The sequence below is a fragment of the uncultured Aliiroseovarius sp. genome, from assembly GCF_947492455.1.
Taxonomy (GTDB): Bacteria; Pseudomonadota; Alphaproteobacteria; order Rhodobacterales; family Rhodobacteraceae; genus Aliiroseovarius.
In genome coordinates this window covers 42,210-56,371 of record NZ_CANLNB010000001.1, presented here as the reverse complement: position 1 = coordinate 56,371, position 14,162 = coordinate 42,210, and the positions used below count along the sequence as shown (strand labels likewise).

Genomic DNA, 14,162 nt, shown 5'->3' with positions numbered 1-14,162 from the left:
GACGCAATGGAGCGCAACAATCAAATCGGCATCTGGCTGATGGTGGCCACCACCTTTGTCTTCGCGATGCAGGACGGGATCTCGCGCCATTTGGGCGGCGAGTATAACGTCTGGATGGTGGTGATGATCCGCTATTGGTTCTTTGCGGCGTTCGTCATCTGGATCACCCGTCGCAATGGTGGGCTGACCCAAGCACTGCGACCCGCCCGTCTGTGGCTGCAAATCTCGCGTGGGGCACTGCTGGCGCTTGAGATTTGCGTGACAGTCATCTCGTTCACATTGCTGGGGCTGGTGGAAAGCCATGCGATCTTCTCGGTCTATCCGTTGATGGTGGCTGCCCTGTCCGGCCCTGTGCTGGGCGAGCATGTGGGCTGGCGGCGTTGGGCGGCGATCGGGATTGGCTTCATTGGCATTCTGGTGATCCTGCAACCGGGCTCGGGTGTGTTCTCGCCCTATGCCATCATTCCGCTGTTGGGGGCGGCGATGTTTGCGGTCTATGGGTTGATGACGCGGTTGGCCGCGAAGACGGACAGCACACAAACCAGCTTTTTCTGGACGGGTATTGTCGGCGCGGTGGTGATGACCGCGATTGGCGTGTGGTTCTGGCAGCCCATGTCACAAGGCGACTGGGCATGGATGGCGCTTCTGTGCTGCACCGGCGTGTTGGGCCACTGGCTGCTGATCAAATGCTACGAATTCGCCGAGGCCAGCACCGTCCAACCCTTCGCCTATCTGCAACTGGTCTTCGTCAGTTTCATCGGCGTCTTGGTGTTTAACGAGACCTTGCACACCAATGTCGTCATCGGCGCGGTGATCGTTGTGTCGGCAGGCATCTTCACATTGGTCCGCAGTCGTCGCGCTACTTCTTAAGTTCTTTCGACAGACGCAGCGGTTGTGTCTTGCCCGTCAGCCGTGCGCGATAGATAGGCAGGCTTTCGGTGACACGCATGACGTAATTGCGGGTCTCGCGGAAGGGGATGTGTTCGATCCAGTCGATGATATCCACGGACGAGGATCGCACATTCCCGAACCGTTCGGTCCAGTTGATCGACCGTCTGGGGCCCGCGTTATAGCCCACCGAGATCAGAACCGGGTTGCCGTCGAAATCTTCGATCAGTTTCGCCAGATACTCCGATCCCAGCCGGGTGTTATAGGCGGGGTCTTCGGTCAGGCGGGCCTTGGAATAGGGCATGTCCAGCCGCTTCGCCATGTCGGACGCGGTGCCGGGCATCAACTGCATCAAGCCGCGCGCGCCGACGCCTGACACAACCGAAGGATCGAACTCGCTTTCGCGCCGGGCAATGGCCAGTTCTAACGCGCGCGGGACGGTGCGGTTGCCGCGCCCGATGTCGGGCGTCGGGAAATATGGGCGGGCGATGGTGTGACCCTGACGCGCGGCCTGTTTGGCGATCATCACCTGCAAATGCGGCTCGCCTACGCTTTCTGCCCATGCGGCCAGCTGGCCGATCTCTTCGCGGGTCAGGCTTTCGGCGAGGTGGACCGAAAAGCGTTCGGCCCAGTACAGCTCACCCGCGGCTTGCAGAAGACGGGCAGCTTCCATGACGGATCCACCCCAGAAACGGGCCTGCCGGAAGTCCGGGAAAGGTTCCGACCCGGTCAGGCGTGGGTCCATGGGAAGGCCCGCTTTCTCAGCCGCCAGAAGGCCATAGAAACTGGTCTGGAACTCGCCCCCATATTCATAGGACGCCTGCGCGCTGATTGTGTCGCCCAACGCCTCATAAGCGCGGCCTTGCCAGTACCCGGCACGGCCAAGGCTGATCGGGGTTTCGACACCCAGCTGGAAGGTCTGGAAATGCTCAAGCGCGGTGGCCAGATCGTTCAGCTTGCGCAGTGCGACGTAGCCCGCCAACCACTCCAGATCATTGCGGTCCGATCCGCCGGAGATGTGATGCGATGCGGCGAGGCGATAAGCCTGCTTGGGCTTCCCATCGCGCATCGACCAGCGGGCCAAGACGCGGCGCCAGCTGCCCCAACGCTCGGGCGCGCCCAGCGACTGGGCCGAGGTCGAGCGTTCCAGCAACAAATCCACCGCATCCTGATTGCGTCCTTTCGAGGCGCGCCAGAGGAAGCGTTCATAGGCCAGCCCCGGATCATCTGACAGGCTGGCAGGCACGGCTTTGATCAATGCATCCACGCCGTTTTGCTTTTTGCGCAGCGCGATGCGGGCTTTGGCCAGCGCCTGCCGTCCGGATGACAACAACGGCAACATACGCCCCGCTTCGGTCGTCGCCCCGCGCCACAGCAGCATATCTGTCCGGTCCCAGTGATGGGATTTCAGCGTATCGCCATAACGCGATACGAACGCATCGTGCTCGTCTTCATCTAGAGACAGCGAAATCCAGCCAAGAATGATCTGCGCCTTCGCCTCTTCCCTGCTGCCAGTGGCCTTCAACGCCTCGGCCAGTCGCAACGCGCCGCGTCCGGTTTGCGGGGGCTGGTCGCGGAAGAAGTCCAGAACCTCGGCCGGGGTATGATTGCGCGGAATTGATTCTTCGGATCGTTTGCGCAGAAGCTTCAGGCCGGGCCAGTCGGGGTTGCGGGCCAGAAAGGCGCGCGTGTCGGCAAAGCTGCCTTCGCTTTGGCGCAAGCGGTGCCATTCCAAGATGTCTGCCGCAAGCGCACCGCCCTGTGCTGCTTGGGCCCGGGCGGTGTCCCATTCTTCGGCTCGGGCGCTTTCGATGGCCTTTTCAAGTGCCGAAACGGCCCCGGCATTCTGTGCAAAACCGGGGGTGCTGGCGGCAAAACCAAGGCTGGCGGCCAGTGTCAGGGCCGCAAGAAGACGTGATTTGATCCTGTTCATGTGCAAAACCTAGCTTTGTGGCGCTAACACGCAACACACAAACTTGGCATTTCTGTCGAACCCGGCTAGTTTCCGCCGCGTTTGCGGAGCGATTCAGCAGATCTTCGCAGACGTGATTGGAAACACAGACAAAAATGGAGCGTGTCATGTTCAAAGGATCTCTTCCTGCCCTGGTTACGCCGTTCAAGGACGGTGCAGTGGATTTCGACGCGCTCAAACGCTTGGTCGAATGGCAGATCGAAGAAGGCTCGACCGGTCTGGTGCCGGTGGGCACAACCGGTGAAAGCCCGACCCTGACCCATGACGAGCATGAAGCGGTGATCGAAGCCGTGGTGGAAGCCGCCGCAGGCCGTGTGCCGGTCATTGCGGGTGCTGGCTCGAACAACACCGCCGAAGCCCTGCGCTTCATGGAGTTCGCCAAGCGTGTTGGTGCCGCTGCCGGTCTGGTGGTGACGCCTTACTACAACAAGCCGACCCAGCGCGGACTGGTTGCGCATTTCGAGACGATTGCGGATGCCGTCGACCTGCCGATCGTGATCTACAACATCCCCGGTCGTTCGGTCGTCGACATGACGCCCGAGACCATGGGCGAACTGGCCAAGCACAAGAACATCGTCGGCGTGAAAGACGCCACCGGCGATCTGGCGCGTGTCAGCTTTCAGCGCATGACTTGTGGGGCGGATTTCATCCAGCTGTCGGGCGAAGATGCCACGGCGCATGGGTTCAACGCACAGGGTGGCGTGGGCTGTATCTCGGTCACCGCGAACGTGGCCCCGCGTCTGTGCGCGGATATGCAGGCTGCGACGTTGGAGGGCGACTTCGCCAAAGCGTTGGAGATCGCTGACAAGCTGATGCCGCTGCACAAGGCCATCTTTATGGAGCCGGGCACCTGTGGCGCGAAATACGCGCTGTCCAAGCTGGGCCGCTGCACCGAAGAAGTCCGCTCGCCACTGGTTGGTCTGACGGACGAGACCAAGGCCGCCATTGACGCTGCCATGCGTCACGCCGGGCTGATCAACTGATCTGACCTGTTGATTTGTGTTACGAGGGCCGCGCGTTGTCGCGGCCCTTTGTCTATCTAAGTGGATGGTCTGGACAGTTCGCGGTGCAAGCCCTACATCCGGCACATGGCTAAAGCAAAAACCAAAGAAGACGCAAACTATAAGGTGATCGCCGACAATCGGCGCGCACGCTATGACTATGCGATCGAGGAAGACATCGAATGCGGCATCGTGTTGATGGGCTCCGAGGTGAAATCGCTGCGTCAGGGTGGATCGAATATTGCTGAAAGCTATGTGGCTGTTGAGGATGGCGAGCTTTACCTGACCAACGCCTATATCGCGCCGTATAAGCAGGCCATCACGTGGGGCCATCTGGAGCGGCGCAAGCGTAAGTTGCTGGCGTCGAAGCGTGAGATTTCCAAGATGTGGAATGCGACCAGCCGCAAGGGCATGACGCTTGTGCCGCTGGTCATGTATTTCAACCACAAAGGTTTGGTGAAGGTGAAGGTGGGCATTGCCAAGGGTAAGAAGGCCCATGACAAGCGCGCGACCGAAGCCAAGCGGGATTGGGGTCGCCAGAAGCAACGGCTGCTGCGGCACGGGGACTGAGGTTCGGCGGCTCACGTTGTGAGCCTGAGGGGCGTTGCCCCTCTGCGCTGCGCGCATTCACCCCAAGGTATTTAAGGCAAGAGGATGGGGGTCAGGTGATCCCGAGGCTGTTATAGCTGATAAAGCGGACGGGGGTGCCGGGGGTGATGTCCATCGCCTCGTCCGGGAGTTCGACCAGTCCAGTGGCCCAGCTGAGGCCCGAGATGCGGCCTGACCCTTCGGATTTGAACGCTTCCACCTCGCCGTTTTCGTTCAGGCGTGCGCGCAGGTATTCGCGGCGGCCTGCTTTTTTTGATTTGGTAAAGGCGGCAGGGATCAGGGTGCCGGGTGCGGCCAGCCATGGGCCGCCTGCCAAAACAGAGAACGCCGGGCGTGCGAAGATCAGTGTGGTGACAAGGGCGGCGACCGGGTTGCCGGGCAGTCCGAAAACGGGCGTGCCGTTCCATTGGGCGAGCGCCAGAGGGCGGCCCGGTTTGATCGCGATACGCCAGTGGTGCAGTGATCCGGTTTCTTTCAGAAGGGCCGAGACGTGATCCTCGTCTCCAGCAGATGCGCCGCCTGAGGTCAGGATGACGTCGGCCTGCGTTGCGGCTGTGTCGAAGGCTGCGCGCAGAGCGTCGCGGTTGTCGGCCACATGGCCCAGATCAACCGGGGTATAGCCCCAGCCCTCGGCCAGTGACAGAAGCATCGGGCGGTTGGCGTCATAGGTGCGGGCGGTGTCGGATGTGGTGCCGGGTTCAGCCAGTTCATCGCCGGTGGACAGGACACCGACGCGCAGAGGTTTGTAGGTTTGGACGTTTGGCAGACCGAGTGCCGAGAGTAGCGCCACATCGGGCACACGCATCTTGTGGCCCATTGGAAGCGCCAGCTTGCCGGCCTCGACGTCTTCGCCCGCAGCGCGGGCGTTGGCGCCGGGTTTGACGCCAGCGGGGAAGCGCAGGGTGTGTCCGTCGATTTGAACATCTTCTTGCAAGACCACGGTGTCCACGCCGTCGGGCAGCAGAGCGCCGGTCAGGATGCGAATGGCGTGGCCCATCGGGACGGTGCCGGTGAAGGGGCCTCCGGCAGCTGCGCGTTCTGCCATCAGAGGCAGCTCGATCACGTCGCCTTCGGGCAGGCCCGCATAGGCGAAGGCGTATCCGTCGACGGCAGAGTTTGCGCCGGGAGGGTTGGAACGGACCGCCATGTGGTCGGCGGCGAGGACGCGGCCGCGGGATGTTGCAGTGGGTACGGTTTCCGTTCCGACCACCGGCGACAGACGGTCGCGGAGCGTGTCCAGCGCTTCGTCGACCGGGGTCCAATTCACGCCGGGGGGCAGGGCGAAGCAATCGTTTTTCAACCCCTTTGGCTTGCGTGGTGCGAGGCCGGTGACATCTGCGATGAACGCGGCAATCGCGGCGGTGTTATCCAGATCGAAGACTGGCAGGTCGAGGTCAGGGAGGGCTTCGTTGCTGGCTACGGCGCGGATCGTGTCGTTTTCCGTGGCCAACAAGTCTTCGCCCGTTTCCACGCGGTGCGCTTCGATCTTGGGATGCGGCGCACCTTTGAACCCTTCCACCAGCACAAGGTCGCAGGGGGTCAGGCCCGCGATCAGCTCGGCCAGACGCGGTTCGGGGGCGTCGCGGAGTTCATGCAAGGTGGTGATGCGGGCGGAGGAGGCCAGAACGACCTCTTGCGCGCCCGCCACGCGGTGGCGGTGTGTGTCCGTGCCGGGCTTTTCCAGATCGACGCCGTGATGCGTGTGTTTCAGGGTCGAAACCCGCAGGCCCTGCGCGGTGAAATGGGCGATCAGGCGCTCCATCAATCCGGTTTTGCCCGAGTTTTTCCAACCGGTGACACCGAAGATTTTCATGAAGCGGTCTCCAAAATCTGTTCGGCCTGGGCAAGGTCGTCTGGGGTGTTCACGTTGAAGAAGGGGTCAAACGGGGCGGGCAGAAAGCTGGCAGTCGCCGCGCCGTGTTTGTCCGTCCACAGGACGACTTTGCGCAAGCCGTCTTCCAGCGCCGCACGCAGGTCGTCACGAAGCGCCACAGGCCAGAGGCCGAAGGTTGGCTGACGCATTGCTCCGCGCTGTGGGTCCAGCGTGGCAGCCAGCGCGATGTCGGTGCCGTCGCGCTGGGCAGCGATCAGCAAGCGATCCACAAGATCGCGCGGGAAGAAGGGCGTGTCGGCTGCTGCGGACACCACATGGGTTGCACCTTGTTCTGCCGCCCAATCAAGCCCGGCAAGTACACCTGCTAGTGGCCCCGCGTAGCCATCAATACTATCGGGCAGAACGGGCAGGCCGGTGTCGGCAAAACGCGCGGGGTTTCCGTTTGCGTTCAGGGCCATGCCGTCGACCTGAGGCGCCAGCCTGTCGATCACGTGGGACAGCAGCGTGCCGTCTCCAAGTGGCAGACGTCCCTTGTCTCCGCCGCCCATACGGGTGGCCAGACCGCCTGCCAGAATGATGCCAAGAGGGCGGGTCATGCGCCTGCTCCTTTGCGGCGGTGCTTGCGGTCTTCGTGGGTCACATGGGCCGGATCCACATCGCGGACCAGACGCTCCTCCCCTGCCAAACAGGTAAAGCGTTGCCCGCGCATTCGACCGATCAGGGTCAGGCCGATCTCGTTCGCGATCTCGACGCCCCAGGCAGTGAAGCCCGAGCGCGAGACCAGCGCGGGAATGCCCATCTGCGCGGTTTTGATCACCATCTCGGACGTCAGGCGCCCGGTTGTATACAGGATCTTGTCCGCACCCGAGACATTCTGATCCAGCATCCAACCCGCTACTTTGTCGACGGCGTTGTGACGGCCCACGTCCTCCATATAGACTAGCGGGCGATCGCCTTCGCATAGGACCGTTCCGTGGATCGCACCCGCTTCCAAATACAGCGAGGGCGTGCGGTTGATCTTTTGCGACAACGCATACAGCCACGAGGTTTTCACCGGCGTCGCGGGCAGGGTCAGCCCCTCAAGCCCTTCCATCATGTCGCCAAACACCGTGCCCACCGCGCAGCCCGAAGTGCGGGTCTTGCGGGCTAGCTTGTCTTCATAATCGGTTTCCGTGGCGGTCCGTACGACAACCGTGTCGATATCGTCGTCATAGTCGACGCCGGTGATCTGATCCTCGGTCGACAGCATCCCCTGATTGCGTAGGAACCCAAGCGCCAGATACTCGGGGTAGTCGCCGATGGTCATGGCGGTCACGATCTCGCGCCGGTTCAGGAAGATGGTCAGGGGGCGTTCTTCGACCACGTTGATGGTCACCGGCGCGCCGGTTTCATCATGGCCGGCCACCGCGCGGGTCAGGCGCGCCGCGCCGGGGTCGGGCGCGATCAGATATTCGGAAAGATCGGGTTCGGTGGACAATTGCAACTCCTGCACGGACGCCGTAAGCGTTATGGGTAATTTAGGAATTCCCCATGACCGCGTCCAACCCGAAACGACATTTCCTGCGCGGAACGCGCGATGCGCTTCCGTTTCTGTTGGTAATCATCCCCTTCGCCGCGCTTTTTGGCGTGGTGGCGACCGAGGCCGGGTTGAATGTGGCCGAGGTTATGGGCTTTTCCGTTCTGGTTATCGCTGGGGCCGCGCAGTTCACCGCTGTGCAGTTGATGACGGAAAACGCGCCGACCGTGATCGTAATCCTGACCTCGTTGGCCGTGAATATGCGCATGGCGATGTACAGCGCGTCACTGACGCCGTATTTGGGCAGCGCGCCGATCTGGCAGCGCGGACTGGTGGCCTATCTGATGGTGGATCAGGCCTATGCCCTGTCGCAGATCAAGTTCGAGATGGAGCGCGAGCTGACCGTGCCCGAGCGCTTTGCCTACTATCTTGGCACCGTCGCACCGCTGGCGCCGTTCTGGTACGGGGCATCGTACCTTGGTGCCGTCGCCGGTGCGCAAGTTCCGCCTGAGTTTGCTTTAGATTTCGCCCTGCCGATTACCTTCCTTGCGATGATCGCGCCCGCCCTGCGCACGATGGCGCATGTGGCGTCCGCCATGACGTCAGTTGTGCTGGCGCTGTTGATGGCGTGGATGCCTTATGGCTCGGGCCTGTTGGTGGCGGCGATCGGCGCGATGGTCGTTGGGGCTCAGGTCGAGCTCTACATGGAACGGAGGGCCGCGTGATGGAAGAGCTGAACCACACCACAGTCTGGCTGGTCATCTTCGCGATGGCGATCGGTAGCTTCCTGATCCGTTTCAGTTTTTTGGGTATTATCGGTGATCGGAAGATGCCCGAATGGGTACTGCGTCACCTGCGCTATACGCCTGTTGCCGTGCTTCCGGGGCTGGTGGCCCCACTGGTTTTTTGGCCCGCTGCGACAGGGGGAAGCCCTGATCCGGCGCGAATGGGAGCTGCTTTGGTGACCTTGGCTGTTGGGTATTTCAGCAAAAACGTTCTGGCCGCAATCCTGTCCGGGGCCGCGACGCTGTACGGGCTTCTGTTTCTACTGGGATAACGCGGCTTAGATGCCCTGCGTGACGATCTTGCCGCCCTTATGCGGGTCGGTGTCGCTGAAGGTTTGCGACCGGGTGCCGGGAAGCGCACCAAAGGCGTTCATGATCTTTTTGGGATAATAGCTTTGCGGGATCGTCTCAAACCCCGGAAGGCTGCGCAGGATGGCGCTGACCGACTGGCCACAATGCGCCTTGGGGACCGCGCCATATTGCTCGACCGCGCGTTTGGCCATTTCAGCTACCTGCGGCGAGACCACAATGTCCTGCCGCACCACGTCATAGGTCACGCGCGCATGGTAATCGATATAGAAGTCCACTGCCGGATCAGTCATGCCATAAATCACGTCATGACGTTCGGGCAGATTGGGGTGGTGGAAGGTGCCGGCCGGATCAAAGATCACGCGCTGCGATCCATTGACCATCAGCGCCGAATGCGCGCCCGAGCCGCTGCCCGTTGAGACCACAGTAAACAGGGTGAGGGTCGGCGGACCGTCATGCCGGTATACGGCGTCCGCCACAGTCTGATCGCTGGCCCAGATGTTGTCTGCGCCGCCGCAACCGGCAAGTGCAACGATCAACGAAAGCGCTGCAAGCAATCTTACCATGAAACCCTCGAACCTGAACTATGATGGGGTCTTAGGCGCCAACCAGTGCCATGAACACCAGAACGGCCAGAATAACGACGACCGACCATTTGGTTACGTTGATGAAGCCCGCATAGGTTTTTTCCTGGGCGCTGGTATCCATGGTGCCGTGCACGTGTTCAGCCATTGTTCAAATCCTGTTCTCAGTTTGCGTTTTGCACCGAATAACGGATTTCCGGGCCTCTGTCACGGCCCGGTTTCCCATCGGTCTACAGTTTGCGTCTATTCTTCTTCCAACTGGGCCGCCAAGCGGAACCCGATGCGGTTTGGTTCGGCGTGGTCGACCTGTTTGGGCAGGGCGCGCAGCATGACCGACAACTGGCTGACATGCTGTACCAGTTGGGTTTTTGTGCCTTCGCCGTCGGATCCGTAATAGGTGATGATGTCCGGATCGAAATAGCCGATCCCCTCGATCCGCAGAACGCCCGCGTCGCCACCAGCAAAGCCCATCGCGATCTCGTGCTCGTTGTCCAACTGCTCTTCGAAGTTCTTGATATAGAGAATCAGGCGCTCATAGGCCCATTGGGCTGGGCTTTTCTGCTCGACCGGGGTTTCCGCGACCTTGGCGGGCAGCGGTTGATCCTCGACCACAACCGGCCCGGATTCGCTGCAATCAGCAGTATGCGCACGCGGTTGGCGAGGTTTGGCTTTGGGGGTCTCGTCGGACATTCAGGCACCATTCTTCAAAAGTAACACAGTGCGAAGATTGCACAGCGAACGCCCGGCGTCACGTCACGAAATGATGAGCGGCTCAAAACCGGCCTCATGTCGGAAACAGAACAGAAACATATGGGTATCGCTGAAAACCTGACCGGAACGCAGGGAGGTTTTGCATGAAAATCGGATTTGTAGGGCTAGGGAATGTCGGCGGCAAACTGGCGGGCAGTTTGTTACGCAATGGTAAGGATCTGACGGTTCTGGATTTGAACCCCGAGCTTGTCGACGGCTTCGTGTCGCGCGGGGCCAAGGTGGCGGATAGCCCGGCGGCCCTGATGCGCGATTGCGACGTGGTGATCACCTGCCTTCCGTCGCCCGCGGCCTGCAACGCGGTGGTGAGCGAGATGCTGGACGAGGTCTGCGACGGCAAGATCTGGCTGGAAATGTCCACCACCGACGAGGCCGAAGTGAAACGGCTGGGCGCCGAGGTCATCGCGCGTGGTGGCGCGGCTGTGGACTGCCCGGTCTCGGGCGGGTGCCATCGGGCGGATACGGGCAATATCTCGATCTTCGCAGGCTGCGATCGGGCGACATTTGAACGCGTGTTGCCCATCCTGACCGTTCTGGGGCGGCGTGTGCTGCATACCGGAGAGCTTGGCTCGGCTTCGGTCCTGAAGGTGATGACCAACTATCTGGCGACGGCGAACCTGCTGACCTGTTGCGAGGCTCTGGTGACGATGAAAGCGGCCGGGTTGGATTTGGCGACCACCTATGAGGCGATCAAGATTTCGTCGGGCACGTCCTTCGTGCACGAGACCGAAAGTCAGGTGATTCTGAACGGCTCGCGTGACATTTCCTTCACGATGGACCTTGTGAAAAAGGACATTGGGCTATTTCAGGAGATTGCCGATCGGACCGGCGTGCCCTTGGAAATCTCGCCCCTGATGATCGAAATCTTCAAGGACGGGATTGCGCGTTACGGCGAGCGGGCGCAGTCAGATGACATCATTCGCCGTCTGGAAGAGGCCACCGGGCTGGACATCACCGCGCCCGGTTTTCCGGCCGAGATGGTGGATGATGAGCCGGAAGAGCCGGGATACGAGGTGGTGCCGCGCTGTCGGGGCTAGGGGGCTTTGCCCCCGCGTGAAACCCGTGTGGGTTTCACGCTCCCCCAGGATATTTTCGACAAGAAAAAGCGCGTGGAGGTCAGGAAGCTTTCCACAGCCACGCGCCATCTTCCCGCTTGGTGCGGGTGGCGCGGCCTTCGTGTAGAAGGTGGTTCAGGTGGCCCACGGCCTCGACCAGTGCCAGCCCGTATTCGCCGCCCTTGATGTCTCGTTTAAACAGGGGTGGGAAGCACTCGCCAGCGGTGTGGGGTTCTGACAGGAACTCTTCCAACCGGCGCAGGGCGCTGTGGTGGTTGTCGATCAGCTGACGCATCCGCGTGGGCAAGCCTGTGAAGGGCAGCTTGTGACCGGGCAGAACCAGTTGGTTGGGCGTGGCGTATTGCTTCAGGCGTTCGTTGGCTTCCAGCCAGTCGCCGACCGGGTCCGCATCTGGTTCTGTCGCATAGACGCCTAGGTTCGGGCTGATCGTGGCCAGCAGTTGATCACCGCCGATCACCAATTCCCCATCCGTCGACCAAAGCGTCGCGTGCTCCGGCGCGTGACCATTACCGATGCGCACATCCCAATCACGCCCGCCAAAATGAATGCGGCTACCTTCCTTGATGCGTTTGAAGCCCAGCGGCATGTCGGCGACGATGTCGGCATAGTTGAAGGGACGCTCGGTCAGACGTTTTTCATAGACCTCGCGGTCCATCCCGGCGGCGCGCCAATAGGCCAGCGTTTCGTCCACCGGTTCCATTTGTTCGTCCAGCAGCAACATGCGGGCAAACAGCCACGCGGTGCGCGTGGTGACCAGTTCCGCGCCATGATCGCGCTGGAACCAACCGGCGAGGCCTACGTGGTCGGGGTGGTGGTGGGTGACGATCACGCGCACCACGGGTTTGCCGCCCAGCGGACCTGCCAGCAGTTTCTCCCAGATGCGGCGGGTCTTGCCGGTGTCAAAACCGGTGTCGACGATGGTCCAGCCCTCGGGGTCTTCAAAGGCGAAGACGTTCACGTGGTCCAAGGCCATCGGCAGCGGCAGGCGGGCCCAAAGCACGCCTTTTGCCACCTCGATGGCCTCGCCCTCACCGGGCGCATCGGGGAAAGGAAAGTCCAGCTTTCCGGTCGTCAGGTCGCTCACGAGGCCAGATCTTCCGGGCTGAGTGCATAAAGACCAGCAGCACCTGCACGGGCTTGGGCGAACTGGGCCACATGTTCCGGCAGCAGGCGGTTGATGTGAAAACGGGCGAGTTCCGTGCGCGCGCCTTTGCCGCCTTCCGCAATCGCGGCCTTCAGGTGCATATGCGCGCCCAAGACACGGGCAAAGCCCATCAGGAAGGGCACAGCACCGGCGAAGCGGTCCTGCATATCGCCCTGTTCAACCATCCACTCAACGGATTCGCGAAGGTCCTCGGCGGCGGACCAGACGGCTTCGGACATGTTGGGGAACTGGGCGCGGGCGCCTTCGGCCTGAGCCTCGATTTCATCCAGCAGGCGGAAGGCGGCTTCGCCCCCGTCCATCATCTTGCGGCCCACAAGGTCCATCGCCTGAATGCCGTTGGTGCCTTCGTAGATCGCGGTCACGCGGACGTCGCGGCAATATTGCGCGGCGCCGGTTTCTTCGATGAAGCCCATGCCGCCATGGACCTGTACGCCCAAATGGCTGACCAGAATGCCGGTCTCGGTCCCGTAGGCTTTGACAATCGGGGTCAGCAGGGCGGCGCGCGCCTTCCAGCTTTCGTCACCCGTTGCGGTGGCCATGTCGATGGCTTTGGACAGCGACAGCGCCATGGCACGGGCGGCGAAGAGCTCGCAACGCATCTGCGTCAGCATCCGGCGCACATCGGCGAAATCAACGATCATGCCGGTGCCGTTTTCGCCAAGGGGCGTGCGGCCCTGCTTACGCTCCTGCGCATAGGCCAGAGCTTTCTGATAGGCACCTTCGCCAGCACCCAGACCCTGAACGCCAACCCCCAGACGGGCGTTGTTCATCATGGTGAACATCGCGGCCATGCCTTTGTGCGGCTCGCCGATCATCCAACCGCGCGCGCCTTCAAACGACATCACAGCCGTCGGGCTGCCGTGCAGACCCATCTTGTGCTCAAGGCTGACGACGCGCAGGTCGTTCTTTTCGCCGGGGTTGCCATCGGCATCAGGGATGAATTTCGGAACAAGGAACAGCGAAATGCCTTTGGTGCCAGCCGCGCCATCTGGCAGGCGCGCCAGAACAAGGTGGCAGACGTTTTCGGTGATGTCGTTGTCACCCCAGCTGATGAAGATCTTCTGACCCGACACAGCATAGGTGCCGTCGCCATTGTCCACAGCCTTCGAGGTCAGCGCGCCCACGTCCGACCCGGCCTGTGCCTCGGTCAGGTTCATGGTGCCGGCCCATTCGCCGGAAATGAGTTTGGGCAGATAGAGCGCCTTCAGCTCGTCCGAGGCATGGTGTTCAAGCGCCTCGATCTGGCCTTGGGTCATCAGGGGGCAGAGTTGCAGCGACAAGTTTGCCGCCGACATCATGTCATTCACAGCGGTCTGCAGGGTCAGGGGCAATCCCATGCCGCCATATTCGGGATCCGCAGCCATACCGACCCAGCCGCCTTCGGCAATCGCGGCATAGGCATCTGCGAAACCGGGCGAGGTGCGTACAATGCCGTTTTCCAACACCGCCGGGGTCAGGTCACCGTCCCGATGCGACGGTGCCAGCTTGTCTTCGCACATCTTGCCCGCTTCAGTCAGAACGGCGCTTGCCATGTCACCGGGGGCTTCGGCGAAAAGCTCGGTCGCGGCGATGTCGTCATAGCCAATGATGTGGTCGAACAGGAATTGAAAGTCATCAGTTGTGGCGCGATAAGTCATGTTCGATCCTTGGCTTCG

General features: G+C 61.5%; 15 protein-coding genes. 6 read left to right on the top strand and 9 right to left on the bottom strand.

Going from position 1 to position 14,162, the window contains the following annotated elements:
- Positions 1–6: 6 nt before the first annotated feature.
- Positions 7–870, top strand: coding sequence for a DMT family transporter (locus Q0677_RS00330; protein ID WP_298904722.1), 864 nt, complete (start codon positions 7–9; stop codon positions 868–870).
- Here Q0677_RS00330 and Q0677_RS00325 read toward each other — a convergent pair.
- The gene (locus Q0677_RS00325) at positions 860–2,821 is read right to left on the bottom strand and encodes a lytic transglycosylase domain-containing protein (protein ID WP_298904717.1); all 1,962 of its coding nucleotides are present in this window, start codon (positions 2,819–2,821) and stop codon (positions 860–862) included. The two genes, Q0677_RS00330 and Q0677_RS00325, sit on opposite strands and share 11 nt — an antisense overlap.
- Positions 2,822–2,967: 146 nt before the next feature.
- Here Q0677_RS00325 and dapA point away from each other — a divergent pair, with 146 nt between their 5' ends.
- Both dapA and smpB read left to right on the top strand, forming a co-directional pair.
- Positions 2,968–3,843 carry a 4-hydroxy-tetrahydrodipicolinate synthase gene (gene dapA / locus Q0677_RS00320; protein ID WP_298904714.1) on the top strand — a complete coding sequence of 292 codons (876 nt, stop codon included), beginning with the start codon at positions 2,968–2,970 and terminating at the stop codon, positions 3,841–3,843.
- Between the two features lie 105 nt (positions 3,844–3,948).
- On the top strand, positions 3,949–4,431 hold the full coding sequence (gene smpB / locus Q0677_RS00315; RefSeq protein WP_133486691.1) for an SsrA-binding protein SmpB: 483 nt from the start codon (positions 3,949–3,951) through the stop codon (positions 4,429–4,431).
- A gap of 91 nt (positions 4,432–4,522) precedes the next feature.
- Here the strand turns inward: smpB and Q0677_RS00310 are convergent, their stop codons facing one another.
- From Q0677_RS00310 to Q0677_RS00300, 3 genes are read right to left on the bottom strand one after another with little or no spacing between them, the layout of a single operon-like run.
- Positions 4,523–6,283: a bifunctional molybdopterin-guanine dinucleotide biosynthesis adaptor protein MobB/molybdopterin molybdotransferase MoeA gene (locus tag Q0677_RS00310; RefSeq protein WP_298904708.1), complete on the bottom strand. Its 1,761-nt coding sequence runs from the start codon at positions 6,281–6,283 to the stop codon at positions 4,523–4,525.
- Positions 6,280–6,900 carry a molybdenum cofactor guanylyltransferase MobA gene (gene mobA, locus Q0677_RS00305; protein WP_298904705.1) on the bottom strand — a complete coding sequence of 207 codons (621 nt, stop codon included), beginning with the start codon at positions 6,898–6,900 and terminating at the stop codon, positions 6,280–6,282. The genes Q0677_RS00310 and mobA overlap by 4 nt, the downstream gene beginning before the upstream one ends.
- Positions 6,897–7,787: a formate dehydrogenase accessory sulfurtransferase FdhD gene (locus Q0677_RS00300; protein ID WP_298904702.1), complete on the bottom strand. Its 891-nt coding sequence runs from the start codon at positions 7,785–7,787 to the stop codon at positions 6,897–6,899. Before Q0677_RS00300 ends, mobA begins: the two co-directional genes overlap by 4 nt.
- 47 nt (positions 7,788–7,834) lie before the next feature.
- Here Q0677_RS00300 and Q0677_RS00295 point away from each other — a divergent pair, with 47 nt between their 5' ends.
- Positions 7,835–8,545 (top strand): AzlC family ABC transporter permease, encoded by a 711-nt coding sequence (locus tag Q0677_RS00295; RefSeq protein WP_298904699.1) that lies wholly within the window; start codon positions 7,835–7,837, stop codon positions 8,543–8,545.
- Positions 8,545–8,877 (top strand): AzlD domain-containing protein, encoded by a 333-nt coding sequence (locus Q0677_RS00290; RefSeq protein ID WP_298904696.1) that lies wholly within the window; start codon positions 8,545–8,547, stop codon positions 8,875–8,877. The genes Q0677_RS00295 and Q0677_RS00290 overlap by 1 nt, the downstream gene beginning before the upstream one ends.
- A 6-nt stretch (positions 8,878–8,883) precedes the next feature.
- Here the strand turns inward: Q0677_RS00290 and Q0677_RS00285 are convergent, their stop codons facing one another.
- From Q0677_RS00285 to Q0677_RS00275, 3 genes are all read right to left on the bottom strand, one after another.
- The gene (locus Q0677_RS00285; protein WP_298904693.1) at positions 8,884–9,480 is read right to left on the bottom strand and encodes a hypothetical protein; all 597 of its coding nucleotides are present in this window, start codon (positions 9,478–9,480) and stop codon (positions 8,884–8,886) included.
- Positions 9,481–9,511: 31 nt separating this feature from the next.
- Positions 9,512–9,646, bottom strand: a complete 135-nt coding sequence (locus tag Q0677_RS00280) for an aa3-type cytochrome c oxidase subunit IV (RefSeq protein WP_298904690.1) — start codon at positions 9,644–9,646, stop codon at positions 9,512–9,514.
- A gap of 95 nt (positions 9,647–9,741) precedes the next feature.
- Complete coding sequence (locus Q0677_RS00275) at positions 9,742–10,188, bottom strand: DUF6173 family protein (protein ID WP_298904687.1); 447 nt, start codon at positions 10,186–10,188, stop codon at positions 9,742–9,744.
- Positions 10,189–10,352: 164 nt separating this feature from the next.
- Here Q0677_RS00275 and Q0677_RS00270 point away from each other — a divergent pair, with 164 nt between their 5' ends.
- Positions 10,353–11,303: an NAD(P)-dependent oxidoreductase gene (locus Q0677_RS00270; protein ID WP_298904685.1), complete on the top strand. Its 951-nt coding sequence runs from the start codon at positions 10,353–10,355 to the stop codon at positions 11,301–11,303.
- A gap of 79 nt (positions 11,304–11,382) precedes the next feature.
- Here Q0677_RS00270 and Q0677_RS00265 read toward each other — a convergent pair whose 3' ends face one another.
- Together Q0677_RS00265 and Q0677_RS00260 are read right to left on the bottom strand one after the other, a co-directional pair.
- Positions 11,383–12,417 carry an MBL fold metallo-hydrolase gene (locus tag Q0677_RS00265; RefSeq protein ID WP_298905754.1) on the bottom strand — a complete coding sequence of 345 codons (1,035 nt, stop codon included), beginning with the start codon at positions 12,415–12,417 and terminating at the stop codon, positions 11,383–11,385.
- A 5-nt stretch (positions 12,418–12,422) separates the two neighbouring features.
- A complete protein-coding gene (locus Q0677_RS00260) occupies positions 12,423–14,144 on the bottom strand; it encodes an acyl-CoA dehydrogenase (protein ID WP_298904683.1) in 1,722 nt (573 codons plus the stop codon).
- Between the last annotated feature and the right edge of the window lie 18 nt (positions 14,145–14,162).

What these genes read in the sequence shown, in the direction of transcription:
- Q0677_RS00330 (WP_298904722.1), top strand. Translation starts at nt 7, where the DNA reads ATGGAGCGCAACAATCAAATCGGCATCTGGCTGATGGTGGCCACCACC.
- Q0677_RS00325 (WP_298904717.1), bottom strand. Translation starts at nt 2,821, where the DNA reads ATGAACAGGATCAAATCACGTCTTCTTGCGGCCCTGACACTGGCCGCC.
- dapA (WP_298904714.1), top strand. Translation starts at nt 2,968, where the DNA reads ATGTTCAAAGGATCTCTTCCTGCCCTGGTTACGCCGTTCAAGGACGGT.
- smpB (WP_133486691.1), top strand. Translation starts at nt 3,949, where the DNA reads ATGGCTAAAGCAAAAACCAAAGAAGACGCAAACTATAAGGTGATCGCC.
- Q0677_RS00310 (WP_298904708.1), bottom strand. Translation starts at nt 6,283, where the DNA reads ATGAAAATCTTCGGTGTCACCGGTTGGAAAAACTCGGGCAAAACCGGA.
- mobA (WP_298904705.1), bottom strand. Translation starts at nt 6,900, where the DNA reads ATGACCCGCCCTCTTGGCATCATTCTGGCAGGCGGTCTGGCCACCCGT.
- Q0677_RS00295 (WP_298904699.1), top strand. Translation starts at nt 7,835, where the DNA reads ATGACCGCGTCCAACCCGAAACGACATTTCCTGCGCGGAACGCGCGAT.
- Q0677_RS00290 (WP_298904696.1), top strand. Translation starts at nt 8,545, where the DNA reads ATGGAAGAGCTGAACCACACCACAGTCTGGCTGGTCATCTTCGCGATG.
- Q0677_RS00285 (WP_298904693.1), bottom strand. Translation starts at nt 9,480, where the DNA reads ATGGTAAGATTGCTTGCAGCGCTTTCGTTGATCGTTGCACTTGCCGGT.
- Q0677_RS00280 (WP_298904690.1), bottom strand. Translation starts at nt 9,646, where the DNA reads ATGGCTGAACACGTGCACGGCACCATGGATACCAGCGCCCAGGAAAAA.
- Q0677_RS00275 (WP_298904687.1), bottom strand. Translation starts at nt 10,188, where the DNA reads ATGTCCGACGAGACCCCCAAAGCCAAACCTCGCCAACCGCGTGCGCAT.
- Q0677_RS00270 (WP_298904685.1), top strand. Translation starts at nt 10,353, where the DNA reads ATGAAAATCGGATTTGTAGGGCTAGGGAATGTCGGCGGCAAACTGGCG.
- Q0677_RS00260 (WP_298904683.1), bottom strand. Translation starts at nt 14,144, where the DNA reads ATGACTTATCGCGCCACAACTGATGACTTTCAATTCCTGTTCGACCAC.